General features: G+C 46.0%; 27 protein-coding genes, 3 tRNA genes and 2 rRNA genes. 6 read left to right on the forward strand and 26 right to left on the reverse strand.

Annotation, left to right across the window (positions count from 1 at the left end; translation table 11 throughout):
* Positions 1–29: 29 nt before the first annotated feature.
* The 3 genes from ACRRSX_RS20105 to ACRRSX_RS20115 are packed head-to-tail and all read left to right on the forward strand — an operon-like array spanning position 30 to position 1,749.
* Positions 30–1,007: a WD40 repeat domain-containing protein gene (locus ACRRSX_RS20105; RefSeq protein ID WP_432455812.1), complete on the forward strand. Its 978-nt coding sequence runs from the start codon at positions 30–32 to the stop codon at positions 1,005–1,007.
* 4 nt (positions 1,008–1,011) lie between these two features.
* Positions 1,012–1,233, forward strand: coding sequence for a SlyX family protein (locus ACRRSX_RS20110; protein WP_432455811.1), 222 nt, complete (start codon positions 1,012–1,014; stop codon positions 1,231–1,233).
* Positions 1,234–1,254: 21 nt separating this feature from the next.
* On the forward strand, positions 1,255–1,749 hold the full coding sequence (locus ACRRSX_RS20115) for a GNAT family N-acetyltransferase (RefSeq protein WP_432455810.1): 495 nt from the start codon (positions 1,255–1,257) through the stop codon (positions 1,747–1,749).
* Positions 1,750–1,770: 21 nt separating this feature from the next.
* Here ACRRSX_RS20115 and ACRRSX_RS20120 read toward each other — a convergent pair whose 3' ends face one another.
* Complete coding sequence (locus ACRRSX_RS20120; protein ID WP_432455809.1) at positions 1,771–1,971, reverse strand: YheV family putative zinc ribbon protein; 201 nt, start codon at positions 1,969–1,971, stop codon at positions 1,771–1,773.
* Positions 1,972–2,072: 101 nt separating this feature from the next.
* Between ACRRSX_RS20120 and ACRRSX_RS20125 the strand changes: the two genes are divergently transcribed.
* A complete protein-coding gene (locus ACRRSX_RS20125; protein ID WP_432455808.1) occupies positions 2,073–3,992 on the forward strand; it encodes an ABC transporter ATP-binding protein in 1,920 nt (639 codons plus the stop codon).
* Between the two features lie 71 nt (positions 3,993–4,063).
* A complete protein-coding gene (locus tag ACRRSX_RS20130; RefSeq protein WP_432455807.1) occupies positions 4,064–4,411 on the forward strand; it encodes a hypothetical protein in 348 nt (115 codons plus the stop codon).
* A gap of 47 nt (positions 4,412–4,458) precedes the next feature.
* Here ACRRSX_RS20130 and mgtE read toward each other — a convergent pair whose 3' ends face one another.
* From mgtE to metA, 3 genes are all read right to left on the reverse strand, one after another.
* Complete coding sequence (gene mgtE / locus ACRRSX_RS20135; RefSeq protein ID WP_432455806.1) at positions 4,459–5,796, reverse strand: magnesium transporter; 1,338 nt, start codon at positions 5,794–5,796, stop codon at positions 4,459–4,461.
* 231 nt (positions 5,797–6,027) lie between these two features.
* Complete coding sequence (metH, locus tag ACRRSX_RS20140; RefSeq protein WP_432456134.1) at positions 6,028–9,657, reverse strand: methionine synthase; 3,630 nt, start codon at positions 9,655–9,657, stop codon at positions 6,028–6,030.
* A 135-nt stretch (positions 9,658–9,792) separates the two neighbouring features.
* Positions 9,793–10,734, reverse strand: coding sequence for a homoserine O-succinyltransferase MetA (metA, locus tag ACRRSX_RS20145; RefSeq protein ID WP_432455805.1), 942 nt, complete (start codon positions 10,732–10,734; stop codon positions 9,793–9,795).
* 156 nt (positions 10,735–10,890) lie between these two features.
* Between metA and ACRRSX_RS20150 the strand changes: the two genes are divergently transcribed.
* Positions 10,891–12,153, forward strand: coding sequence for an HD-GYP domain-containing protein (locus ACRRSX_RS20150; RefSeq protein ID WP_432455804.1), 1,263 nt, complete (start codon positions 10,891–10,893; stop codon positions 12,151–12,153).
* A 425-nt stretch (positions 12,154–12,578) separates the two neighbouring features.
* On the opposite strand, the gene rplQ is transcribed toward ACRRSX_RS20150, so the two are convergent.
* The 22 genes from rplQ to ACRRSX_RS20260 form a co-directional block, all read right to left on the reverse strand.
* Positions 12,579–12,971, reverse strand: coding sequence for a 50S ribosomal protein L17 (rplQ, locus tag ACRRSX_RS20155; protein WP_221075767.1), 393 nt, complete (start codon positions 12,969–12,971; stop codon positions 12,579–12,581).
* A 40-nt stretch (positions 12,972–13,011) separates the two neighbouring features.
* Entirely contained in the window at positions 13,012–13,998 is a 987-nt protein-coding gene (locus ACRRSX_RS20160) for a DNA-directed RNA polymerase subunit alpha (RefSeq protein ID WP_432455803.1), read from the reverse strand.
* Between the two features lie 23 nt (positions 13,999–14,021).
* Positions 14,022–14,642: a 30S ribosomal protein S4 gene (rpsD, locus tag ACRRSX_RS20165; protein ID WP_432455802.1), complete on the reverse strand. Its 621-nt coding sequence runs from the start codon at positions 14,640–14,642 to the stop codon at positions 14,022–14,024.
* A gap of 26 nt (positions 14,643–14,668) precedes the next feature.
* Positions 14,669–15,058 carry a 30S ribosomal protein S11 gene (gene rpsK, locus ACRRSX_RS20170; protein WP_016402131.1) on the reverse strand — a complete coding sequence of 130 codons (390 nt, stop codon included), beginning with the start codon at positions 15,056–15,058 and terminating at the stop codon, positions 14,669–14,671.
* 13 nt (positions 15,059–15,071) lie between these two features.
* Positions 15,072–15,428, reverse strand: a complete 357-nt coding sequence (gene rpsM, locus ACRRSX_RS20175) for a 30S ribosomal protein S13 (RefSeq protein ID WP_016402132.1) — start codon at positions 15,426–15,428, stop codon at positions 15,072–15,074.
* 107 nt (positions 15,429–15,535) lie between these two features.
* On the reverse strand, positions 15,536–15,649 hold the full coding sequence (gene rpmJ / locus ACRRSX_RS20180) for a 50S ribosomal protein L36 (RefSeq protein WP_000868186.1): 114 nt from the start codon (positions 15,647–15,649) through the stop codon (positions 15,536–15,538).
* Between the two features lie 40 nt (positions 15,650–15,689).
* Positions 15,690–17,015 (reverse strand): preprotein translocase subunit SecY, encoded by a 1,326-nt coding sequence (gene secY / locus ACRRSX_RS20185; RefSeq protein ID WP_432455801.1) that lies wholly within the window; start codon positions 17,013–17,015, stop codon positions 15,690–15,692.
* Between the two features lie 9 nt (positions 17,016–17,024).
* Entirely contained in the window at positions 17,025–17,459 is a 435-nt protein-coding gene (gene rplO, locus ACRRSX_RS20190; RefSeq protein WP_248713124.1) for a 50S ribosomal protein L15, read from the reverse strand.
* 2 nt (positions 17,460–17,461) lie between these two features.
* A complete protein-coding gene (rpmD, locus tag ACRRSX_RS20195; protein WP_248713125.1) occupies positions 17,462–17,644 on the reverse strand; it encodes a 50S ribosomal protein L30 in 183 nt (60 codons plus the stop codon).
* A gap of 7 nt (positions 17,645–17,651) precedes the next feature.
* Complete coding sequence (gene rpsE / locus ACRRSX_RS20200; RefSeq protein ID WP_432455800.1) at positions 17,652–18,155, reverse strand: 30S ribosomal protein S5; 504 nt, start codon at positions 18,153–18,155, stop codon at positions 17,652–17,654.
* Positions 18,156–18,165: 10 nt separating this feature from the next.
* Complete coding sequence (gene rplR / locus ACRRSX_RS20205) at positions 18,166–18,516, reverse strand: 50S ribosomal protein L18 (protein ID WP_432455799.1); 351 nt, start codon at positions 18,514–18,516, stop codon at positions 18,166–18,168.
* Between the two features lie 9 nt (positions 18,517–18,525).
* A complete protein-coding gene (rplF, locus tag ACRRSX_RS20210) occupies positions 18,526–19,053 on the reverse strand; it encodes a 50S ribosomal protein L6 (RefSeq protein WP_432455798.1) in 528 nt (175 codons plus the stop codon).
* Positions 19,054–19,068: 15 nt separating this feature from the next.
* Complete coding sequence (gene rpsH / locus ACRRSX_RS20215) at positions 19,069–19,461, reverse strand: 30S ribosomal protein S8 (RefSeq protein ID WP_137673761.1); 393 nt, start codon at positions 19,459–19,461, stop codon at positions 19,069–19,071.
* A gap of 26 nt (positions 19,462–19,487) precedes the next feature.
* The gene (gene rpsN / locus ACRRSX_RS20220) at positions 19,488–19,793 is read right to left on the reverse strand and encodes a 30S ribosomal protein S14 (protein WP_432455797.1); all 306 of its coding nucleotides are present in this window, start codon (positions 19,791–19,793) and stop codon (positions 19,488–19,490) included.
* A gap of 13 nt (positions 19,794–19,806) precedes the next feature.
* Positions 19,807–20,346 (reverse strand): 50S ribosomal protein L5, encoded by a 540-nt coding sequence (rplE, locus tag ACRRSX_RS20225; RefSeq protein ID WP_432455796.1) that lies wholly within the window; start codon positions 20,344–20,346, stop codon positions 19,807–19,809.
* 12 nt (positions 20,347–20,358) lie between these two features.
* On the reverse strand, positions 20,359–20,673 hold the full coding sequence (gene rplX, locus ACRRSX_RS20230) for a 50S ribosomal protein L24 (RefSeq protein ID WP_432455795.1): 315 nt from the start codon (positions 20,671–20,673) through the stop codon (positions 20,359–20,361).
* 10 nt (positions 20,674–20,683) lie between these two features.
* Positions 20,684–21,052 carry a 50S ribosomal protein L14 gene (rplN, locus tag ACRRSX_RS20235; protein ID WP_137673757.1) on the reverse strand — a complete coding sequence of 123 codons (369 nt, stop codon included), beginning with the start codon at positions 21,050–21,052 and terminating at the stop codon, positions 20,684–20,686.
* A 323-nt stretch (positions 21,053–21,375) separates the two neighbouring features.
* A tRNA-Thr gene (locus tag ACRRSX_RS20240) sits at positions 21,376–21,451 on the reverse strand.
* Positions 21,452–21,492: 41 nt separating this feature from the next.
* Positions 21,493–21,608: ribosomal RNA gene (gene rrf / locus ACRRSX_RS20245) — 5S ribosomal RNA — on the reverse strand.
* 110 nt (positions 21,609–21,718) lie between these two features.
* Positions 21,719–24,606 (reverse strand): 23S ribosomal RNA (locus ACRRSX_RS20250).
* Between the two features lie 235 nt (positions 24,607–24,841).
* Positions 24,842–24,917 (reverse strand) — tRNA-Ala (locus tag ACRRSX_RS20255).
* Positions 24,918–24,940: 23 nt separating this feature from the next.
* Positions 24,941–25,017 (reverse strand) — tRNA-Ile (locus ACRRSX_RS20260).
* Positions 25,018–25,078: the final 61 nt, after the last annotated feature.

Below are 25,078 nucleotides of genomic sequence, written 5' to 3' on the forward strand. Positions count from 1 at the left end.
CCTAGCGACAGTTCCGTAAAAAACAAAAAATGACATTACTTAAGTGGTTTGTGATTTTCAGCTTTTCTATCCTGACAGCGGCTTGTAGCGAAGAGGCTCCGCCTTCGGCGAGTTGGCAACAAGCGCTGGATGGAGCCTATGCCGCCGATATTTCAGCGGATGGGCAACTGAGCCTAGTGTCTTCAATACACCATGGTTTGACTCTTTGGAATATTAAACAACAACGCCAATTGTTTCAGTGGAACCATCAAAACCAAGAGAATAATCAAGTATTCTTAGTCAAAATCGCCGATGGTAATCGCTATGCGATTAGTGCCAGTCGCGATGATTTTGTGATTTGGGACATCGCCACTGGCCAGGCTCAGGGCTATTGGAAGATCAGTGAATCTAGTATCAGAGATATTGCCCTATCCAGCAACGGCAAGCAGGTCCTGATCGGCCTTGGTGATGGTAAAGTGATTCACCTTGATCTAGTCACTGGCCGACGGTTAGAGTTTCTAGGGCATAGCGAAAAAATCAACTCAGTTGCCTTATCGGCTAACGGCCGCTACGCCTTGACTGGTGGTAACGATTATCAAGCCTTGTTTTGGGATACCCAAACGGCGCAGGTATTACTGCGCTTTCCTCAACAGGGGCGCGTATCGATGGTCGCTCTAGAACCCGATGGAAAATATGCCTTCACCGCAGACAATGGCAAACTTGCCCGAATATGGGCACTTCCCAGCGGTGAGCGAGTCAGTCAACTGAAACTCACCGCCCGACAAAGCCTATTTTCCTATGTTCGTTTTGCCAAACAAGGCGAATGGCTTATCACAGGTTCTGCGGCCCGAAAACTGAGCCTCTGGCATGTAGCCAGCGGCCAAGCCCTGCAGCAATGGTTGGTCACTGCGAAACAAAAAACCCGACCGAAAAGCGCTGTTGTGTATAGCGCGGCGATGCTTGATAATAGCCAGCTGGTGAGCGCAAGCTCTAGTGGTTTCGTTGAAATTTGGGATATAAAGAATTAGCACTATGGATCAGCAAGAGCTATTTAACATGATTGAGCGTCTCGAAACAAAATTGGCCTTTCAGGAAGACACCATTGAACAGCTCAATCTTGCGTTGCAAAGTCAACAGCAACAGTTGGATACCCTACAGCACCAATTTAAGCTGATCCGCGGCAAACTCTTCGAGACCGACAATGGCTCGGCGGTGGCACCGCTAGAACAAGAAACTCCGCCGCCTCATTACTAAGCCCTAGGTTTGGATTTGAGCATGTCTTTTCAATTTCGTTTAGCGCTAGAAAGTGACCTTCCCTGTATTGTTGATATCTACAATTCGATCATTGAATCGCGCCAAGTCACCGCCGATACCAAACCACAAACGGTAGCTTCGCGCTTAGACTGGTTTAAGCAACACCAAAAACCTCAACGTCCTTTGTATGTAATAGAACAGCATGGTGAAACCATTGCCTGGTTAAGTTTTAGTGATTTCTATGGCCGCCCCGCCTATCAACACAGCGCCGAAATTAGCCTTTATTTAGCCGAGCAGCATCGCGGTAAAGGCTTAGGAAAAGCCATATTACAAGCCGCCGAACCGATCGCCAAAACATTGGAGATTGAAATTTTACTGGCTTTCATTTTTAGCCATAACACACCAAGCCTGGCTTTATTCGATAAACTCGCTTACCAACTTTGGGGCCAGCTACCCAGCGTCGCGAGGATGGACCAGCAAACCTATAGCCTCACAATTTTGGGTAAACAATTATAAATCGGTTTGCCACTAGGATGCTTAGGGCTTAAACAAACCAATTAGCTCAGCATCTGTCGACTCACTCGCTTGCCCTTCTGGACGCTCGGCATGATAGCCACAACTAACACATTCCACCGACTCTAACGTGAGCCCTTGCTGCTCCACGATGATCAGTTTTAAGGAATCGAGTTCTCCGCACTCGGGACATACCGCACCCGCGATAAAACGATGTTTTGCCATAATTCACTCTACTTTGTTCTGCGCTGTCGCTATGCGCCATAAGCTGCATCAGGTATCATAGCGGCATTATTGCACATTTTTAGTAGCGCATAGCAACAACCATGATCGTAGCCAACAGTATTAGCCTTCAACGCGGTAGCAAATTTCTTTTAGAGGAAACCAATCTCACCATCCATCCCGGACAAAAAGTAGGTTTAGTCGGCCAAAATGGTTGCGGTAAATCGTCTTTATTTGCTTTGCTAAAGCAGCAACTGCATGTCGATGCTGGAGAATTGAGTGTCCCCAGCAAATGGCAAATTGCCAGCGTTGCCCAAGAAACCCCTGCGCTAAACCGCAAAGCCATCGATTACGTAATTGATGGTGATTTTGAGTTCCGCAAAGTGGAGCAACAAATTGCCGATGCCGAATCTGCCGGGAATGGTGAACTCATCGCGACCCTACACAATAAATTAGATACTATTGGTGGTTATCAAATCCGCGCCAGAGCGGCCGAATTATTGGCCGGCTTAGGATTTAGCGAAGCAGGACAACAGCAGAGTGTCAGCGATTTCTCCGGTGGATGGCGAATGCGACTCAATTTGGCTCAAGCTTTATTGGTACGCTCCGACTTATTACTACTCGATGAACCAACTAACCACCTTGATCTAGATACCGTTGTCTGGTTAGAACAGTGGTTAAAGCGCTACCCCGGCACCCTCATCTTAATCTCGCATGACCGTGACTTTCTAGACAACATCATTAACCGAATTGTGCACATTGAAAATCGCCAGCTAAATGAATATACCGGCAGTTATTCTGATTTCGAACAAATGCGAGCAACACACTTGGCTCAACAGCAGGCAATGTTTGAAAAGCAACAACGTGAGCGCGCCCACATGCAAAGTTTTGTGGACCGATTCCGTTACAAAGCCAGTAAAGCCAAACAAGCACAGAGCCGACTAAAAGCCTTAGAAAAAATGGAACTGATTAGCCAAGCGCATGTGGATTCACAGTTTAGTTTTCGCTTTAGAGAGCCCGACAGCCTACCTTTACCCTTGTTAACGATGGAAAAAGTAAGTGCCGGTTATGCCGACAAAACCATTCTTGAACAAGTCGAATTCAATTTAGTACCGGGCAGCCGGATCGGCCTACTGGGGCGCAACGGTGCTGGTAAATCCACCTTTATCAAGTTGTTATCCGGTGAGCTTAAAGCTTTAGCTGGCGATGTTGAAATTAACAAAGCAGCTAAAGTGGGTTATTTCGCCCAACACCAATTAGAAACATTGCGCCCCAACGATACTCCAATGCAGCATCTACAACGACTCGCGCCCACCACCACCGAAGCCGATCTGCGTAAATATTTAGGTAGTTTTGGGTTTCAAGGCGACCAAGCCCTAGAGCCTGTAGCTCCCTTTAGCGGCGGCGAAAAAGCCCGCTTGGTTCTCGCTTTAGTCGTATGGCAAAAGCCAAATTTGTTACTACTCGATGAGCCCACCAACCACCTCGATTTAGAGATGCGTTATGCGCTCACCCTCGCCTTACAAGAATTCAATGGGGCAATGATCATCGTCTCTCACGATCGGGCACTACTACGAGCCACAACCGATGAATTTTACTTAGTCGATAGCCAACGAGTTTCTCCTTTTGCTGGCGATTTAAACGATTATCAGCAATGGCTAAGCCAAGCCAACCGCGCAGAGAACACCAGTAGTACCGGCACCGCTGGGACGAATTCGATTGGTCAACGCAAAGAACAAAAACGTAAAGAGGCTGAGTTTCGCCAGCAAACCCGCGGTATTCGCAAACAGTTGGAAGTGCTTGAAAAGCGCAGTCATAAAGCCCAGCAAGCCCTCACTGAAATAGAGCAACGGATGGCCGATCCTGAACTGTACACCGCCGACAACAAACAACAACTGCAACAGTGCTTACAACAACAGGCAACACTAAAAATTGAATTAGAAGAAACGGAGCTGCAATGGTTTGATCTACAAGAACAGTTGGAACAGCAACAACAAGCCTTTGGGATCAGTGCCGAGGAATAACTTTACTTGACCGATTACACCACTCAGGTAAGGTTAACAACAATACTATTAATAATAAATCAAGGATGTCTATGAATGCCACGCAAGATCGCCCCAGTTTATTGATTGGTTTATTGCTGATCATTGTCGGTATTGGGGTAATTGCTTACGTACTACCGCAGGCCGTCAACCTCATCACCCTACCGCAAGATGCCCCCTTTATGCAGCATTTCTTTAGCTGGTTAATGGCCGATACAAATGCGATTAACAGTCAAGTGAGTGAAGAGTTTTTCGAAATATTTCAAACGCTTATTAAGGTGATTGTGCTCATCGTATTTTTATATGTTTGCTTAAAACTAGTCAGTATTGGCTTATTAATTATAAAAGAAGGGGTGAGCCTGATTCGATCTCAACCGCAAACCAGTAAAGATAAAAACTAAACGGCTTCTCTTTGGCAGGTCATCGTGACCCGCCAGATTTTCTTTTGCTACCAATGCAACAGAACACTGGCTAAGCTAAAGTACACTAATACCCCAGAGACATCGGCAATAGTGGCAACCAATGGCCCCGAAGCGGTGGCAGGGTCTAGCTTCATTTTGTTTAATAAAAACGGCAAACTAAGACCGACCAAAGATCCGACCAATACGATAACCACCATCGACATCGATACTATCAACGCCACCTCTGGGCCGCCACGATATATACCCACCCCATAGACAGCAATCGCCATCGTCATACCAAGCGCCAAGCCAACCAGCAATTCGCGACTAAATAACTTCGCCCAGTCACTTTTATCAACTTCACCAGTAGCTAAGGCTCGCACCATTAAGGCTGCGGCTTGAGAACCGGCGTTACCGCCGCTACCGATTAATAAAGGTAAAAAGAATACTAAGGCCACATGGCTGGCAATGATATCTTCGAAATGCGCAATTCCTGCGCCGGAAAACATCGCACCAAATACTAATAATACTAACCACAGCACTCGCTTACGGTACAGTTCCCAGATGCTCACTCGGTCGACGGTTTGATCCAGCTTCCCCACTGAAGCACTCTTTTGCGCATCCTCGGTGGCTTCTTCCACAGCCGCATCCATGGCGTCGTCATAGGTGACAATACCCACCAGTTTGTGCTGCTCATCTACCACTGGTAATGCCAGCAAATCATAATGACGGATCTGCTGACTGGCGTGCTCTTGACTATCCTCGACCGCCATTGCAACCACTTCGGTACGCATCAACTCACTGACCTGCTTATCTGGCGAGGCTAGAATCAATTCACGTAAGGAGATCGTCCCCAACAAGCGACGCTGCGCATTAATCACGTAGGTTTGATAAATCGTTTCCTTATCGGGCGCTTCTAAACGCAACTGCTTGAGCGCTCGGCTCACTAACCAATGCTCCTTCAGCGTAGCGTAATCAGAAGTCATAATCGCACCAACCGTTCCCTCCGCATAACTGGCGAGTTGACGTAGATCTTCACGTTCAGCCTGCGCTAAACCAGGAAGCACCATCGCCTGTTGTTCCTCATCTAAATCATTGTACAAATCAGCTCGTTCATCAGCATCCATTCGGGAAAACAAAGCCGCTAATTTATGTCGTTTCATCAAGCCTGCAACTTCAGCTTGCAAATAAGGAGGAAGATAGGAAAAAACTTTGGCTCGATCTGCCAAAGAGAACATCGAAATTAACGGAAGCGCTTCTTTAGGGTCGAATTCAGCGAGTGCTTTACCAATATCGGCAAGGTGGTAATCGTCTAAAGTTGCACGCAAACTTGATTTATCAAGACTAACTAAGGCAAGCTCTAATTTTTGGTGAAGATGTGCCATTAACTGCTCCAGCTATCGCATAGAGCTCGGCGAAAAATGACCGACTACGCGATGAAAAACGGTGATAGAAAATAGGAAAAAGAATTTAAATGTCGACTGTCGGGGTCAGGGGTCATAAACAAATCTCGATGACAAAATCGGCGCAAATTGTAGGAGGGTTATGCTTTTAATACAAGGAATTTATGCCGCTTATCAGGCGAAATAAGCGGCAGGAAAACAAATGACTAAACGCTAGTAACCCAAGTTAGGCGCCAGCCAACGCTCGGCTTGCTCTAAACTCATATTTTTACGTTGCGCATAATCCGCTACCTGATCGCGTTGGATCGAAGCCACTGCAAAATAGCGACTATCAGGGTGAGAGAAATACCAGCCAGACACAGCGGCTCCAGGCCACATCGCATAGCTATCCGTTAACTGCATCCCAATCCGTTGCTCAACCTCTAACAGCTCCCAAATCAAGCCTTTTTCAGTATGTTCCGGACAAGCAGGGTAGCCCGGCGCAGGGCGGATCCCTTGATAGTTTTCACGGATTAGCTCTTCATAAGCGAGCCTTTCATCGGCCGCATAGCCCCAAAACCTTTTACGTACCTGAGCATGCAAGTATTCAGCAAATCCCTCCGCTAAACGATCAGCTATCGCCTTCACCATGATCGCGTTGTAATCATCGCCTTCTGCTTTATAAGCCTCCGCCAATTCATCTTCACCAAATCCACCAGTGACCGCAAAACCACCAAAATAATCGGCTTTACCGCTAGATTTAGGTGCGATGAAATCAGCCAAACAATAGTTAGCCGCTTTCGCCTTCTCGGTTTGCTGGCGAAGTTGGCAGCTTACCCCCAATAACTCAGAGCGAGATTCATCACGGTAAATTTCTATATCATCACCCACACTATTGGCTGGGAACAAACCAAATACACCAGAAACTTTAACCTCACGTTTTTGTTTAAATCGCTCTAACATTGCTTTGGCATCGGCAAATAAGCGTTTGGCCTCTTCGCCAACTACTTTATCTTCTAGAATACGTGGATATTTTCCGGCCAAAGACCAGGTCATGAAGAATGGCGTCCAATCAATGTAAGGTTCAATCTCTGAGATAGCGACGTCTTCGAAATGCTGGATCCCCAATTGCTTCGGCACTGGCGGCGTATAATTTTCCCAATCAAGCTGCAACTTATTGGCGCGGGCGACTTCAAGGCTGACAGGTGGGGTACGCGGACGTTTGCGCGCATGTTGCTCTCGAACAATCTCATAATCTTTGGCTAACTTTTTAACAAAATCCGGCCGCTGTTCATCAGATAATAAACTTGCACATACCCCAACCGCTCGTGAGGCGTTGGAAACATAGACCACCGGATGTTGGTAGTTTTGCTCGATCTTCACCGCTGTATGCGCCTTGGAGGTTGTTGCACCACCAATCAGTAAAGGGATATCCATGCCTGTACGTTGCATTTCTTTAGCGACATGCACCATTTCATCTAGCGACGGAGTGATCAGCCCTGATAGACCGATCATATCCACATTTTCTTCTTTAGCGACTTTTAAGATCTTATCGCAAGGCACCATCACCCCGAGATCAATAACCTCAAAATTATTACACTGCAGCACTACTCCAACAATATTTTTACCAATATCATGCACATCACCTTTTACGGTGGCCATCACAATTTTACCGTTAGAGCGCTTCCCCTCACCTTTCTCCGCTTCAATAAAGGGTTGCAGATAAGCCACCGCTCGTTTCATCACTCGCGCCGATTTAACCACCTGCGGTAAAAACATTTTCCCTTCACCAAACAGATCGCCGACCACATTCATGCCATCCATCAAGGGCCCTTCAATCACATGTAAAGGGCGCTCTGCAGCTTGACGGGCTAATTCGGTATCATCTTCGATGAATTCTGTGATCCCCTTCACCAAGGCGTGCTCAAGACGTTTGTTAACCGGCCAACTCCGCCATTCTTGGTCTTGACTATTCTCTTGCTGACTCCCGTCACCACGATACTTCTCGGCAATTTCGAGTAGTTCTTCAGTCGCATTGTTATGCGTATTAAGAACAACTGCCTCGACTTTATCTTTTAGTTCCTTAGGAATGTCTTCGTAAATGGCCAGTTGACCTGCATTAACAATCCCCATGTCCATGCCATTTTTAATGGCATAATACAAAAACACCGCATGAATCGCTTCTCGAACTGGATTATTCCCGCGGAAGGAGAAACTAACGTTAGACACTCCACCTGAGATCATCGCGTGGGGTAGATTTTGTTTAATATCTTTGACCGCTTCGATAAAATCAACGGCATAGTTATTATGCTCATCAATACCGGTCGCAACCGCAAAAATATTGGGGTCAAAAATGATATCTTCCGGTGGAAAACCCACCTGATTCACCAAAATATCGTAGGACTTGCTACAGATCTCAAACTTACGCTCACGGGTATCTGCCTGGCCCTCTTCATCAAAGGCCATAACAATCACCGCAGCACCGTAGCGACGTAAAATTTTAGCCTGACGAATAAAGGGCTCCACGCCTTCTTTCATGGAAATGGAGTTCACGACGGGTTTGCCCTGGACACACTGCAGACCCGCTTCAAGAATCTCCCACTTAGACGAGTCGATCATCACCGGTACCTTAGCGATATCAGGCTCACCGGCGATCATATTCAAAAAGCGCACCATCGCAGCTTTTGAATCCAACATCCCCTCATCCATGTTGACATCAATGATTTGCGCGCCGTTTTCCACTTGGGTCAGTGCTATTTCAATCGCTTTATCGTAATTTTCCTCGACGATTAACCGTTTAAACATCGCCGAACCGGTCACGTTATTCCGTTCACCAACGTTCACAAATAGTGTTTCAGGCGTGATCGTGAGCGGTTCCAAACCAGACAAACGGCAGGCCACTTCAATTTCAGGTCGTTGACGCGGCGCAACCCCTTCAACAGCCTCAGCCATCGCCTTAATATGCTCCGGCGTGGTCCCACAACATCCACCGACAAGGTTTAGGAAACCGGCACGAGCCCATTCACCAATGTGTTCCGCCATTTCGGTCGCTTCAAGATCGTATTCACCAAAAGCATTCGGCAGGCCGGCATTCGGATGAGCCGATACATAGCTTTCACTCACCCGGCTAAGCTCTTCCACATACTGACGCAGCTCATCAGGCCCCAATGCACAGTTAAGTCCCATACTAATCGGTTCTGCGTGGCGTAAGGCATTATAAAATGCTTCTGTGGTTTGACCGCTCAAGGTTCGACCAGAGGCGTCAGTAATGGTGCCAGAGATCATAATCGGCAGTTCGATAGACAATTCATCAAAGACGGTTTTAACCGCGAATACCGCAGCTTTGGCATTTAAGGTATCAAAGATCGTCTCGATAAGAATTAGGTCACAACCCCCTTCAATTAACGCGATAGTCGATTCCTTATAGGCTTCGACTAACTCATTAAAAGTGACATTACGAAAGCCGGGATCATTCACATCAGGAGAGATAGAACAAGTACGGTTAGTTGGCCCTAATACCCCAGCTACAAAACGTGGGCGCTCAGGCTGAAGGGCCGTCACCTCATCGGCCACCTGCCTAGCTAAACGTGCGGCTTCGCGATTGATTTCAGCAGAATAATCCTGCATATCATAATCAGCCATGGCGATAGTGGTGGCATTAAAGGTATTGGTTTCGAGAATATCGGCGCCCGCTAACAAATACTCACGATGAATATCTGCAATAATCTTCGCTTGGGTCAGCACCAACATGTCGTTGTTGCCTTTTACATCGGTATGCCAATCAGCAAAACGCTCCCCACGATAGTCAGCCTCTTGCAACTTATAAGACTGGATCATGGTGCCCATACCACCATCAATAATCATGATTCGTTGCAATAATTGTTTTTCTAGTTCAAGCCTTACTGACACGGGAACATCCTATTGGTATTGCAGAGATTTAAAAAAAGGCAGTGTAGCACACTGCCTATCGGGGCTTTGCTGGCTTAAAGTTATATGAAATTATTTCAAGATATTATCGGATTTAGGCTGCAGTTCAGCCAAATTGTAAGGGGTGATTTGATAAACACAGTAATTCAACCAGTTGTTATATAAAAGATGCCCATGACTACGCCAAGTCGCACAAGGCGTGGCTTGGCAATCATCATTAGGGTAATAATTTTCTGGTAACATCGGCGCGAGCCCTTCTTGCAAATCTCTCAAATACTCATTATGTAAAGTATCTGCGGCATACTCTGGATGTCCGGTAATAAATACTTGACGAAAATCCTCACTGGCAAATAGATAACTTCCCGCCAGCTCACTATCGCCTAACACCTGCAAATCTGTATCTTCGGTGATCCTATTTGAATCAAAATGAGCAAAACGCGATAGCGGGGCGAGAAAAGCATCGTCAAAACCACGAACCAAAGGATTGTGTTTGTGCTTGGTCTGATGCCAATAAACGCCCGATAACTTGTCTTCACGAGTTTGCTTTTCCAAACCATACAAATGATATAAGGCAGCTTGTGCAGCCCAGCATAAAAACAGAGTCGAGGTAACGTGGGTGGTAGACCAATCGATAATCTCCTTGATTTGGTCCCAGTAATATACCTCCTCAAAGGGAACTTGGCCCAAAGGGGCCCCAGTAATAATCAAGCCATCGAAATTACGTTCTCTTAACTTATCAAAATCTCGATAAAACCTATCGATGTGCTCCTGCGGAGTATTCTTAGAGACGCGATGGTCAATACGCAATAACCTTACATTCACTTGCAACGGCGAGTTCGATAACAAACGTAGCAACTGATTTTCAGTCTCAATTTTCTTCGGCATCAAATTAAGTAGGAGCACCTCCAAAGGACGTATATCTTGATGCGCTGCGCGACTCTCTGGCATCACAAAAATATTTTCATTGCGCAACACCTCCGCGGCGGGCAACTGGTCCGGAATGCATATTGGCATGATTTACTCCACTTTAACTACAAGTTTGAATGTCTAGACATCTAGAGGCCTATTGTAATTGGATCTATCTATAAGTCTAGAACTTGTTAAAATCAGCTGCTTTTGTGTTGATATTTATTCATAATGCAATAAGTATTTTTTGAGTTGTAAAGGCAAATGGCCGAAATAAAACTAAGTGTAGAACGTTTACAAACAGGTGTTTTCGTTAAACTTCCCGTAAAATGGGGAGAACACCCTTTCATGTTCACTAGTTTCAAAATAAAAAGCCAAGACCAGATCGAAGTGATTCGAAATCTGGGATTAAAACATGTCATCGTAGTTCCTGAAAAAAGCGATAACGCCCCCTTACCTGTCGACCAGAGTAAAGAGCAGGGAAATAATGATAACAAGGACGCATCAAATAAAGCTCAGGAAGCACTTTGGCAGGAAAAGCGTTCTCGTATCGAGGAGCTGAAAAACTATCGTCGAAATTTAATGAAGGTGGAGAACGAGTTCGACCGTTCTATGGCTCAAGTTCGAGCGGTGATGGGAAAATTAAAAAATAGACCGCTCAATGCGGTGAACGATGCCACCGCGCTTATTGACAATCTAGCGGAAGATCTACTCTCTGGTGAGAACGTCGTCTTACATTTAATGAATGACAGCAAAGATGCTGATAGCTTCTATTATCATAGCCTCAACGTTTCCATTTTATCGATGATGCTAGCTAAAGCTGCGGGTTTTTCTGAGCGAGACATCAAAGTTCTGGGTATAGCAGGCTTATTTCATGATGTCGGGAAAATGAAGATCCCTGATAAAATTCTACGTAAACCCGGGAAACTGACCCCTCAAGAAGCAAATTTATTAAAACTGCATACCAAGTACGGTGCCGATTTTTTAAAACTATCTTCGACCCTTCCTCCGCAAGTAAAAACAATTGCCTTCCAGCATCACGAATATCTCGATGGCAGCGGTTACCCACAGAAATTAAAGGGCGATGAAATCGATCGTCTCGCCCAATTAATCGCGGTCGTCAATGATTACGACAGCCTCTGTCATCCCCGAGATCCGCGACTGTCACGTATTCCATTTACGGTTATTGCTTATATGTATAAGCAACGTAAACAACAACTTAACAACGCTGATTTAGGGGTGTTGATCCGTTTATTAGGGATCTATCCACCAGGCAGTGTTGTGCAATTAAGCTCTGGGCAGTTTGGTCTAGTCATGTCAGTCAATTCAGAACGTTTATTGTATCCAACGGTGCAAGTATATGATGCCAATATTCCTCGTACCGAAGCCCCCATTATCGACTTGGAAGCTGCGGGCCTCACCATCGAAAAAGCGGTAAAACCTAGCGCATTACCCGAAGAAATATTTGAATACTTAAATCCACGTGCTCGGATCTCCTACTTTTTTGACAACAACAAGCACCTATAGAGCAGACACCATGAGATAAGCGATGAAGACGACGCAGCAAATATACACATGGCTTTGCTAAGTCCCTTTGGAGTCTGTAACTAAGCTAACATTTGTCAGCTTACGACTAATACCAGCCCAATCCATTATCTGTTGATTGTTGCTGGCCAAAATCAGTGCGAATAAGGTTATCTATCTTGTAATTAGAGTCACGAACAACTGCACTTTATGTCTGATTATCGACAGAGCTATTCAGCGCAATAAGTTGAATATATAAGTAATCAATTAGTATGAAATAGATTTGTGATGAATGTCGGCCGTTTAAAATCAATAGCAGACAGAGGCTAAAAAACTGTCAATCGGCAGAGTGACTCGCTCGAGTGTCAGCCATATTTAAGGCAAAAAAAAGCCGGACCTAAGTCCGGCTTTTAAAGCGTTGTCCGAGTTTACTCAGCTGCTTCTTCAGCAACTTCTTCAACTTCTGGACGGTCTAGCAATTCAATGTATGCCATAGGGGCATTGTCGCCAGCACGGAAACCACATTTTAAAATGCGAGTATAACCGCCTGCACGTTCTTTGAATCGTGGACCAATTTCAGCAAATAACTTACCAACCACTTCTGCATCACGAGTACGAGCAAAAGCTAAACGACGGTTGGCAACACTGTCATTCTTAGCCAATGTAATCAATGGCTCAACAACACGACGAAGCTCTTTGGCTTTAGGCAATGTTGTCTTGATAACCTCATGGCGAACCAATGAACTGGCCATATTCCGGAACATAGCCTGACGATGGCTACTATTTCGGTTCAATTGACGACCACTCTGACGATGGCGCATGACCTTATCCTTCTATAATAAGACGTTAAAACTAGTGACTTTACTTATCAGCGATACTAGCTGGCGGCCAATTTTCTAGGCGCATACCTAGAGAAAGACCACGTGATGCTAGAACATCTTTGATTTCTGTAAGCGACTTTTTGCCTAAGTTAGGCGTTTTAAGTAGCTCAACCTCGGTACGCTGTACCAAGTCACCAATGTAATGAATCGCTTCTGCCTTCAAACAGTTAGCAGAGCGAACTGTCAACTCTAGATCATCGACAGGACGAAGCAGGATTGGATCAAACTCTGGCTTCTCTTCTTTTTCTTCTGGTTCACTTACATCACGTAAGTCAACGAAGGCATCCAACTGCTCAGCAAGAATTGTTGCGCTGCGGCGGATGGCTTCTTCTGGATCAAGAGTACCATTGGTTTCCATATCGATAACCAATTTGTCCAAATCAGTACGTTGCTCAACACGAGCAGCTTCCACAGTATAAGCAATACGCTCAACTGGGCTATAAGCCGCGTCAACAAGCAAACGACCGATAGGACGCTCTTCATCTTCAGAATGAACCCGAACTGAAGCTGGTACGTAACCGCGACCACGTTCTACCTTGATACGCATGCTGATTTCAGCGTTGCTGCTCAAGTGACAAATAACGTGCTCAGGATTAGTGATTTCGACATCAGCGTCATGCTGAATGTCGCCTGCAACCACAGGACCTGCTCCAGACTTGGTAAGACTAAGGGTAACTTCGTCTTTACCTTCTAACTTCACAGCAATACCTTTGAGGTTTAGCAAGATCTCCAAGATGTCTTCTTGAATGCCTTCCTTACTGCTGTACTCATGCAGCACGCCATCGATTTCCACTTCCGTTACCGCACAACCAGGCATAGAAGATAAAAGAATACGACGAAGAGCATTACCTAAAGTGTGGCCAAAGCCACGCTCTAATGGCTCAAGCGTAACCTTTGCACGAGTTGGGCTAACTTGTTCGATCTCAACTAGCCTTGGTTTTAGAAACTCTGTTACAGAACCCTGCATTGTGTCCTCTCTATAATTCAACTTTACTTAGAGTAAAGTTCGACGATCAGCTGTTCGTTAATTTCCGCAGACAGGTCAGCGCGCTCAGGTAAGCGTTTGAAAACACCTTCCATCTTAGTTGCGTCTACTTCTACCCACGTTGCCGCTTCACGTTGTCCGGCGATTTCTAATGAAGCAACAATACGCGCTTGCTTCTTAGATTTTTCACGAACACTAACAACGTCTTCAGCTAACACCTTGTAAGAAGGAATATTAACTACTTTACCATTAACTAGGATAGCTTTATGGCTAACTAGTTGACGAGCTTCAGCGCGAGTTGCACCAAAACCTAAACGATAAACAACGTTGTCTAAACGACTTTCCAACAATTGCAGCAAGTTCTCACCGGTGTTGCCTTTTAAGCGAGCAGCGGCTTTATAGTAATTGCGGAATTGTTTCTCAAGAATGCCGTATAAACGACGAACTTTTTGCTTCTCACGAAGCTGTAAACCGTAGTCTGAAAGACGCGCTTTACGAGCACCATGTTGTCCAGGTGCTGTATCCAGCTTACACTTTGTGTCGATCGCGCGGACACCACTTTTCAAAAAAAGATCGGTACCTTCACGACGGCTAAGTTTAAGCTTTGGACCTAAATATCTTGCCATTTTTCTTTCTCCAATCTATCCAGAAACTACACGCGGCGTTTCTTCGGTGGACGACAACCATTGTGTGGAATCGGAGTCACGTCGGTGATGTTAGTCACGCGGAAACCAGCAGCATGTAATGCGCGGATTGAAGACTCTCGACCAGGACCTGGGCCGTTTACAAACACTTCTACGTTCTTAAGGCCGTAGTCTTTAGCTGCTTCCGCAGCACGTTCAGCAGCAACCTGTGCAGCAAACGGAGTAGACTTACGAGAACCACGGAAACCTGAACCACCTGCGGTAGCCCAAGAAAGCGCGTTGCCCTGACGATCAGTGATAGTCACGATAGTATTGTTGAAAGAGGCGTGGATATGAGCCATGCCATCAGCAACTTGTTTTTTTACGCGTTTACGAGCGCGAGTCGGAGTTTTAGCCATTTTCACTCACCCCTTATTTCTTAATAGGTTTGCGAGGACCTTTACGGGTACGCGCATTAGTTTTAGTGCGCTGACCGCGAAGGGGCAAACTGCGACGATGACGGAGTCCGCGGTAACAACCGAGGTCCATCAGGCGCTTAATGTTCATGGAAACTTCACGGCGTAGATCACCTTCAACAGTGAATTTAGCCACTTCGTCACGAAGTTTGTCGATCTGTGTTTCGTCAAGTTCTCTGATCTTAACATCTTCAGCAATACCAGCTGCCGCACAAATTTTTTGTGAACGGGTTAAGCCGATGCCGAAGATTGCAGTTAAAGCGATAACTGCATGCTTCTGATCAGGAATGTTAATGCCGGCTATACGGGCCATTGGCACACTCCTATTTTTTCGTGTAAACGAAGGCCATCTGTGAAAAGCCCGTAAGGATACTCAACAGATGACCACATTGCAAATAATATTGTCTTGAAATCTACTAACTAGCCTTGGCGCTGTTTATGCTTTGGCTCACTGCAAATTACCCGCACAACACCGTTGCGCTTGATAACTTTACAGTTACGGCAGATTTTCTTAACGGATGCACGTACTTTCATTGCTATCTCCGTAAAAGTTAAAGTCCAATCCCAAGGGAGCCTAACGGCCGTAACCTTTAAGATTAGCTTTTTTCAGAACCGAACCATATTGATGAGACATCAAATGGGTCTGGACCTGAGCCATAAAGTCCATGATGACCACTACAACGATCAGTAACGAAGTACCACCGAAGTAAAACTGAACATTAAGTCCAAGCATCATAAACTCAGGAATTAAACATACAAACGTGATGTACAAAGCACCAGCTAGGGTTAAACGAGTCATCACCTTGTCTATGTATCGCGATGTTTGTTCACCAGGGCGAATACCCGGAATAAACGCGCCACTCTTCTTCAAGTTGTCTGCTGTCTCACGAGGGTTAAATACCAACGCAGTATAGAAGAAACAAAAGAAGATAATGGCTGATGCATACAAGAACACATATAACGGTTGCCCGGGTTGTAGCGTCAGTGATATCTCAGACAAAAACGACAAGCTTTCGTTTTGACCAAACCACTGAGCGATAGTTCCAGGGAACAGAATAATACTTGAAGCAAAAATTGCTGGGATAACCCCGGCCATGTTTACCTTAAGTGGTAAATGTGTACTTTGCGCAGCAAACACCTTGCGACCCTGTTGACGTTTAGCGTAGTTAACAACGATACGACGTTGTCCACGTTCGATAAACACCACCAAGAAGGTCACAGCGAACACTAGAGCAATGATTAACAAGAGTAACAATAGGTGTAACTCTCCTTGACGCGCCTGTTCAGCCGTCTTACCGATCGCTGCAGGCAACCCTGCCACAATACCAGCAAAAATCAGAATCGAAATCCCGTTGCCAATACCACGTTCGGTAATTTGCTCACCTAACCACATCAGGAACATTGTTCCTGTTACCAAACTAACCACCGCAGTGAAATAGAATGGTAGACCTGGGTGAATCACCAGACCCGCCATCATATTTGGTAAGCCTGTGGCAATACCAACAGCTTGGAAAGTTGCTAAAACCAGCGTGCTATAACGCGTGTACTGACTAATTTTACGTCGACCCGACTCGCCTTCCTTTTTAAGTTCGGCAAGCGTTGGGTGAACCACAGTCAATAACTGGATAATAATCGATGCCGAAATATATGGCATGATTCCTAACGCGAAAATAGAAGCACGTGAAAGTGCACCACCTGAAAACATGTTAAACATTTCCAGAATGGTACCCTTTTGCTGATCAAACAACGCGGCCAGTACAGCGGCATCAATCCCAGGTAGCGGCACAAAGGAGCCGGTTCGGAACACAATAATGGCCCCGAGCACGAATAGTAAACGACTCTTAAGCTCGCTTAAGCCACCTTGTGCACTTGCTGATGCTGTTCCTGGATTCTTAGCCATGTTTTGTACTTATTCCTCGATTTTACCGCCAGCAGCTTCAATTGCTGCTAGTGCGCCTTTAGTTACACGCAGGCCACGTAAGGTAACTGGTGCTTTTACTTCGCCAGATAGTACTACTTTTGCAAACTTAATGTTGCGAGTAATAAGACCAGCCGCCTTCAAAGCGTCCAAATCTACCACGTCAGCGGTAACTTTAGCTAGCTCACTAGTGCGAACTTCTGCAGTTACCATTGATTTACGTGAAGTAAAACCAAATTTAGGCAAACGTTGTTTCAATGGCATTTGACCGCCTTCGAAACCTGGACGCACACTACCGCCAGAACGAGATTTCTGACCTTTGTGACCACGACCACCGGTTTTACCTAAACCAGAACCAATACCACGTCCTACACGTTTAGCAGCTGGCTTAGAGCCTGCCGCTGGAGAAAGAGTATTCAAACGCATGATTATTCCCCCTCAACCTTAACCATGTAATAAACTTTATTAATCATACCGCGAATACAAGGAGTATCCTCAAGTTCAACAGTATGATTAATACGGCGAAGACCTAAACCAGTTAAGGTTGCGCGGTGCTTAGGCAAACGCCCAATACTGCTTTTAGTCTGTGTTACTTTAATTTTGTTCGACATGGCTTTATTACCCCAGAATTTCTTGGACGCTTAGGCCACGCTTCGCAGCAACGTCTTGTGGAGAATGCATATTCTCAAGAGCGTCGATAGTAGCGCGAACAATGTTGATTGGGTTAGTAGAACCGTATGCTTTTGACAATACGTTCTGCACACCAGCAACTTCTAGAACAGCACGCATCGCACCACCGGCAATAATACCAGTACCCTCTGATGCAGGTTGCATGTAAACACGCGACCCAGAGTGGCGACCCTTAATAGGATGCTGCAGTGTAGTGCCTCTCAGCTGTACACTAGTAAGGTTACGACGCGCTTTTTCCATTGCTTTTTGAATCGCAGCTGGAACTTCACGTGCTTTACCATAACCAAACCCTACGCGACCGTTACCATCACCCACTACGGTTAACGCAGTGAAACTGAAGATACGACCACCTTTAACTACTTTTGACACACGGTTTACGGCGATAAGCTTTTCGTTCAGATCACCACCGGCCTGTGCTTCAAATTTAGACATGACTCACTCCTTAGAACTGAAGACCAGCTTCACGTGCAGCTTCTGCAAGCGCAGCAACGCGGCCGTGATACTTAAAGCCAGAACGGTCGAAAGCTACGCTTGTAATGCCTTTCTCAACAGCACGCTCAGCAATTGCTTTGCCCACTGCTGCAGCGGCAGCTACATTACCTAAACTTTCAAGCCCTTCACGAACGGCTTTATCTACTGTAGATGCTGTGGCAAGAACCTTAGCATCAGGTGCAATCACCTGCGCGTAAATATGGCGCGGAGTACGGTGAATCACCAGGCGGGTTTTACCCAACTCTTGCATAGCTTTGCGAGTGCGTGTTGCACGACGCAGACGAGCAATTTTCTTTTCCATAGTGTTAACCTACTTCTTCTTAGCCTCTTTACGGCGGACATTTTCATCTGAGTAACGAACACCTTTGCCTTTATAAGGCTCTGGTGGACGGAACGCACGAATGTCTGCTGCGACCTGACCAACGACTTGCTTATCAGCACCTTTCAGTACGATTTCAGTCTGTGATGGACACTCTGCTGTAACACCTTCTGGTAAGGTGTAATCTACAGGATGAGAAAAACCTAAAGTTAGGTTTACAACGTTGCTTTTAACAGCAGCACGGTAACCTACACCTAATAATGTAAGTTTTTTCTCAAACCCAGTTGTAACGCCAACAACCATGTTGTTGCTTAGAGCACGAGCTGTACCAGCTTGAGCTGTTGAAGCGCCTTCAACAACTGCAAACTTAAGTTCGCTCTCTTCTTTGGTTACAACTACCGCGTCATTAAATACGCGAGTCAATGTACCTTTGCTACCTTTAACCGTTAATTCTTGGCCGTTGAGAGTTACTTCAACGCCAGCAGGAATTGCAACGGGAGCCTTGGCTACGCGAGACATATTACCTACCTCCGGTTAAGCTACGTAACAGACGATTTCACCACCCATGCCGGCTTTACGCGCCGCACGGTCAGTCATCACGCCTTTTGATGTAGAAATGATTGCAACACCAAGGCCACCCATAACTTTAGGTAGGTCTTTAGCACCTTTATAAATGCGTAGACCTGGACGGCTTACACGTTCAATCTTTTCAATAACTTTTTTACCTTCAAAATATTTGAGGGTAACTTCTAATGACTTTTTCACGTCACCAGTCACAGCGTAGCCAGTGATATAACCTTCTTCTTGTAACAAGTTAGCAATCGCCACTTTTACTTTAGATGAAGGCATAACAACAGATACTTTATTTGCCGATTGACCGTTGCGAACGCGAGTCAACATATCCGCAATAGGATCTTGCATGCTCATAATCGTTTACTCCGTAATTAAGTGGATTACCAACTGGCTTTCTTAAGACCAGGAACCTCACCGCGCATCATAGCTTCACGCAATTTAATACGGCTTAAGCCGAATTTGCGTAAGAACCCATGAGGACGACCGGTTACGTTACAGCGGTTACGCTGACGAGACCGACTTGAATCACGAGGTAACGATTGCAATTTTAGAACTGCGTCCCAACGCTCTTCATCTGAGCTGTTCACGCTGCTAATAATCGCTTTAAGCGCTGCGCGCTTTTCTGCGAAACGAGCGACAGTTTCTGTGCGCTTAGCTTCACGAGCTTTCATTGATTTTTTAGCCATAACTAACTCTACCTTACTTACGGAATGGGAAGTTAAAGGCAGCCAGCAGAGCGCGGCCTTCCTCGTTGGTTTCGGCTGTCGTAGTGATAGTAATATCCATACCACGAACCTTATCAACTTTGTCATAGTCAATTTCAGGGAAGATGATTTGCTCACGCACACCCATGCTGTAATTACCACGGCCATCGAATGACTTAGCATTCAAACCACGGAAATCTCGAACACGAGGAATTGCGATTGAAATCAAACGCTCTAAAAACTCCCACATACGCTCACCGCGTAGAGTCACTTTACAACCAATCGGGTATCCATCACGGATCTTAAAGCCTGCTACAGATTTACGAGCTTTGGTAGTAAGTGGTTTTTGACCAGAGATAGCAGCTAGATCAGCAATCGCGTGCTCTAGTACTTTCTTGTCATTCACCGCTTCACCCACACCCATGTTAAGGGTGATTTTCTCAATCCGAGGGACTTGCATGATGGATTTGTAACCGAACTCCTTTACGAGTTCAGGCGTCACACTTTCCTTATATAGGTCATGCAGTTTCGCCATCGTTAACTCCAGTTACTTTACAATTTCATTAGACGATTTGAATACACGAACTTTTTTGTCGTCTTCAAATCGAAAACCAACGCGATCACCCTTGCCTGAGGCTGGGTTAAAAATCGCTACGTTTGATGCATCAAGGGCCGCTTCTTTCTCAACAATACCGCCTGCAACACCCAATTGAGGGTTTGGCTTTTGGTGTTTCTTGATTAAGTTGACGCCTTCAACGAATAGTTTACCGGTTGGTAAAACTTTGGTTACGCTACCGCGTTTGCCTTTGTCTTTACCTGCAATAACTATTACTTCATCGCCTTTTTGGATTTTATTAGCCATTTTGGACTCCTTAAAGTACTTCTGGCGCTAGAGACACAATTTTCATGAACTGTTCGTTGCGCAGTTCACGTGTCACAGGACCAAAGATACGAGTACCAATAGGCTGATTGTTTGCATTCAGAATAACCGCAGCATTGCGGTCAAAACGAATTACAGAACCATCAGGACGACGTACGCCTTTTCTAGTACGCACTACCACTGCATTCATTACGTCACCTTTCTTAACTTTACCGCGTGGAATTGCTTCCTTTACAGTAACTTTAATGATGTCGCCAATTCGTGCATAGCGGCGGTGCGAACCACCTAGGACCTTAATACACTGTACACGGCGCGCGCCGGAATTATCCGCCACGTCCATAGTAGATTGCATTTGGATCATTTCAGTGCTCCGCTATATGTTACAACTGATCCCAACAATTAGCGCTGAGATCTCTGGCTGCCTAATTAAAGGGCGCGAAATTATAACACCCTAGATTTTGAATTGGTAGGATTGTCTAAAATTTGTTTAAAAATATAAATAAACAGATAAAAAACAATAGGTTACTAACAAAAAACCCACCTAAAAAAGGTGTTTCATGGGCGTAATTTCACTTGAATCGCTAGATATCCTGTCAAGAAACATTTATCTAACGGCTAAACTCGGTTAATAATTAAACCGATAGAAACAAAAAAGCCCAGCTTAATGCCGGGCTTTTCTGAATATGGTGCTGATAGGCAGATTCGAACTGCCGACCTCACCCTTACCAAGGGTGCGCTCTACCAACTGAGCTATATCAGCGAAATAAAAACCCAGCACATAGCTGGGTTTTTAAAATAGGCGCCTGGCAGTGACCTACTTTCACATGGGGAGACCCCACACTATCATCGGCGCAGTTGCGTTTCACTTCTGAGTTCGGCATGGGTTCAGGTGGTTCCACAACGCTATTGCCACCAGGCAAAAACTTGTTGTCTTTAACATTCGAAAAAACTGATATATCCCACGAGTATAACAAGCACTCTTGGTTCTAAAATAAAGTATCTATAAGCAACACCCTTTAGGTGTTGTATGGTTAAGCCTCACGGGTAATTAGTACAAGTTAGCTCAATGCCTCACAGCACTTACACACCTTGCCTATCAACGTTGTAGTCTCCAACGGCCCTTCAGAGGACTTTAAGTCCTAGTGAGAATTAATCTCAAGGCCTGCTTCCCGCTTAGATGCTTTCAGCGGTTATCAGTTCCGAACGTAGCTACTGGGCAATGCTATTGGCATAACAACCCAAACACCAGCGGTTCGTCCACTCCGGTCCTCTCGTACTAGGAGCAGCTCCCTTCAATTCTCAAACGCCCACGGCAGATAGGGACCGAACTGTCTCACGACGTTCTAAACCCAGCTCGCGTACCACTTTAAATGGCGAACAGCCATACCCTTGGGACCGACTTCAGCCCCAGGATGTGATGAGCCGACATCGAGGTGCCAAACACCGCCGTCGATATGAACTCTTGGGCGGTATCAGCCTGTTATCCCCGGAGTACCTTTTATCCGTTGAGCGATGGCCCTTCCATACAGAACCACCGGATCACTATGACCTACTTTCGTACCTGCTCGACGTGTCTGTCTCGCAGTTAAGCTGGCTTATGCCATTGCACTAACCGTACGATGTCCGACCGTACTTAGCCAACCTTCGTGCTCCTCCGTTACTCTTTGGGAGGAGACCGCCCCAGTCAAACTACCCACCAGACACTGTCCGCATCCCGGATAACGGGACAACGTTAGAACATCAACACTACAAGGGTGGTATTTCAAGGTCGGCTCCACATCATCTAGCGACAACGCTTCAAAGCCTCCCACCTATCCTACACATGTAGGGTCAATGTTCAGTGTCAAGCTGTAGTAAAGGTTCACGGGGTCTTTCCGTCTAGCCGCGGGTACACCGCATCTTCACGGCAATTTCAATTTCACTGAGTCTCGGGTGGAGACAGCTTGGCCATCATTACGCCATTCGTGCAGGTCGGAACTTACCCGACAAGGAATTTCGCTACCTTAGGACCGTTATAGTTACGGCCGCCGTTTACCGGGGCTTCGATCAATAGCTTCGCTTGCGCTAACCACATCAATTAACCTTCCGGCACCGGGCAGGCGTCACACCGTATACGTCATCTTTCGATTTAGCACAGTGCTGTGTTTTTAATAAACAGTTGCAGCCAACTGGTATCTGCGACTGCCGTCAGCTTAGGGAGCAAGTCCCATCACCAACAGCAGCGTACCTTCTCCCGAAGTTACGGTACCATTTTGCCTAGTTCCTTCACCCGAGTTCTCTCAAGCGCCTTGGTATTCTCTACCCAACCACCTGTGTCGGTTTGGGGTACGGTTTCGTATAATCTGAAGCTTAGAGACTTTTCCTGGAAGCAGGGCATCAACCACTTCATCACCTTAGTGACTCGTCATCAATCCTCAGCCTTAGACACCCGGATTTTCCTAAGTGTCCAGCCTACAACCTTAAACGCGGACTACCAATCGCCGCGCTGGCCTAGCCTTCTCCGTCCTCCCATCGCAATTATACGAAGTACAGGAATATTAACCTGTTTCCCATCGACTACACTTTTCAGTCTCGCCTTAGGGGCCGACTCACCCTGCTCTGATTAACATTGAACAGGAAACCTTGGTCTTTCGGCGAGGGGGCTTTTCACCCCCTTTATCGTTACTCATGTCAACATTCGCACTTCTGATACCTCCAGCAATCCTTACGAATCACCTTCAACGGCTTACAGAACGCTCCTCTACCGCACTTGCAAAGCAAGTACCCGTAGCTTCGGTGCATAGCTTAGCCCCGTTACATCTTCCGCGCAGGCCGACTCGACCAGTGAGCTATTACGCTTTCTTTAAATGATGGCTGCTTCTAAGCCAACATCCTGGCTGTCTAAGCCTTCCCACATCGTTTCCCACTTAGCTATGACTTTGGGACCTTAGCTGACGGTCTGGGTTGTTTCCCTTTTCACGACGGACGTTAGCACCCGCCGTGTGTCTCCCGGATAGTACTTAGTGGTATTCGGAGTTTGCAAAGGGTTGGTAAGTCGGGATGACCCCCTAGCCTTAACAGTGCTCTACCCCCACTAGTATTCGTCCGAGGCGCTACCTAAATAGCTTTCGAGGAGAACCAGCTATCTCCCGGTTTGATTGGCCTTTCACCCCCAGCCACAAGTCATCCGCTAATTTTTCAACATTAGTCGGTTCGGTCCTCCAATTGGTGTTACCCAATCTTCAACCTGCCCATGGCTAGATCACCGGGTTTCGGGTCTAATCCCAGCAACTATGCGCGCAGTTAACACTCGGTTTCCCTACGGCTCCGCTATTCGCTTAACCTTGCTACTGAAATTAAGTCGTTGACCCATTATACAAAAGGTACGCAGTCACCCCACAAAGAGGCTCCCACTGCTTGTACGTATACGGTTTCAGGTTCTATTTCACTCCCCTCACAGGGGTTCTTTTCGCCTTTCCCTCACGGTACTGGTTCACTATCGGTCAGTCAGGAGTATTTAGCCTTGGAGGATGGTCCCCCCATATTCAGACAACATATCACGTGTGCCGTCCTACTCGTTTTCACTTCAAATCACCTTTCGTGTACGGGGCTATCACCCGCTACGGCCAAACTTTCCAGCTTGTTCCACTAAATTATAAGAAGCTTAAGGGCTAATCCGGGTTCGCTCGCCGCTACTACCAGAATCTCGGTTGATTTCTTTTCCTCCGGGTACTTAGATGTTTCAGTTCCCCGGGTTCGCCTCGCAACGCTATGTATTCACGTTACGATACTGCATAAAATGCAGTGGGTTTCCCCATTCGGAAATCCATGTCTATTACGTCTTTTATCGACTCAACATGGCTTATCGCAGATTAACACGTCCTTCATCGCCTCTGACTGCCAAGGCATCCACCGTATACGCTTAGTCACTTAACCATACAACACCTAAATGTTGTCGCTTAAATCACTTGAATGGTCAGGCTGTATAAATCCTGCCACTCGAGTACGATCACCTTATTTTTTGAATACCAAAAACACTTGTTATTTAACTCGTATTTTTGAGATATTTTTTTATCAGCTTTTCCAAATTGTTAAAGAGCATTGGTTCATAAAAAAACCAAAGCTAAATGGCCATCTTTTGGCGACTTATCTTTGGTTTTTAGGTAAGAAGTGGTGGAGCTATGCGGGATCGAACCGCAGACCTCCTGCGTGCAAGGCAGGCGCTCTCCCAGCTGAGCTATAGCCCCATTTCTTACTAAAAGTTGCACCTTGGTAGGTCTGGGCAGACTTGAACTGCCGACCTCACCCTTATCAGGGGTGCGCTCTAACCAGCTGAGCTACAGACCTAAACAGGTGTCAACTTCTCTCTTTATCTTCTATCAAGCAATCTGTGTGAACACGTCACAAA

The sequence above is a fragment of the Agarivorans sp. QJM3NY_30 genome (assembly GCF_050870855.2).
GTDB lineage: Bacteria > Pseudomonadota > Gammaproteobacteria > Enterobacterales > Celerinatantimonadaceae > Agarivorans.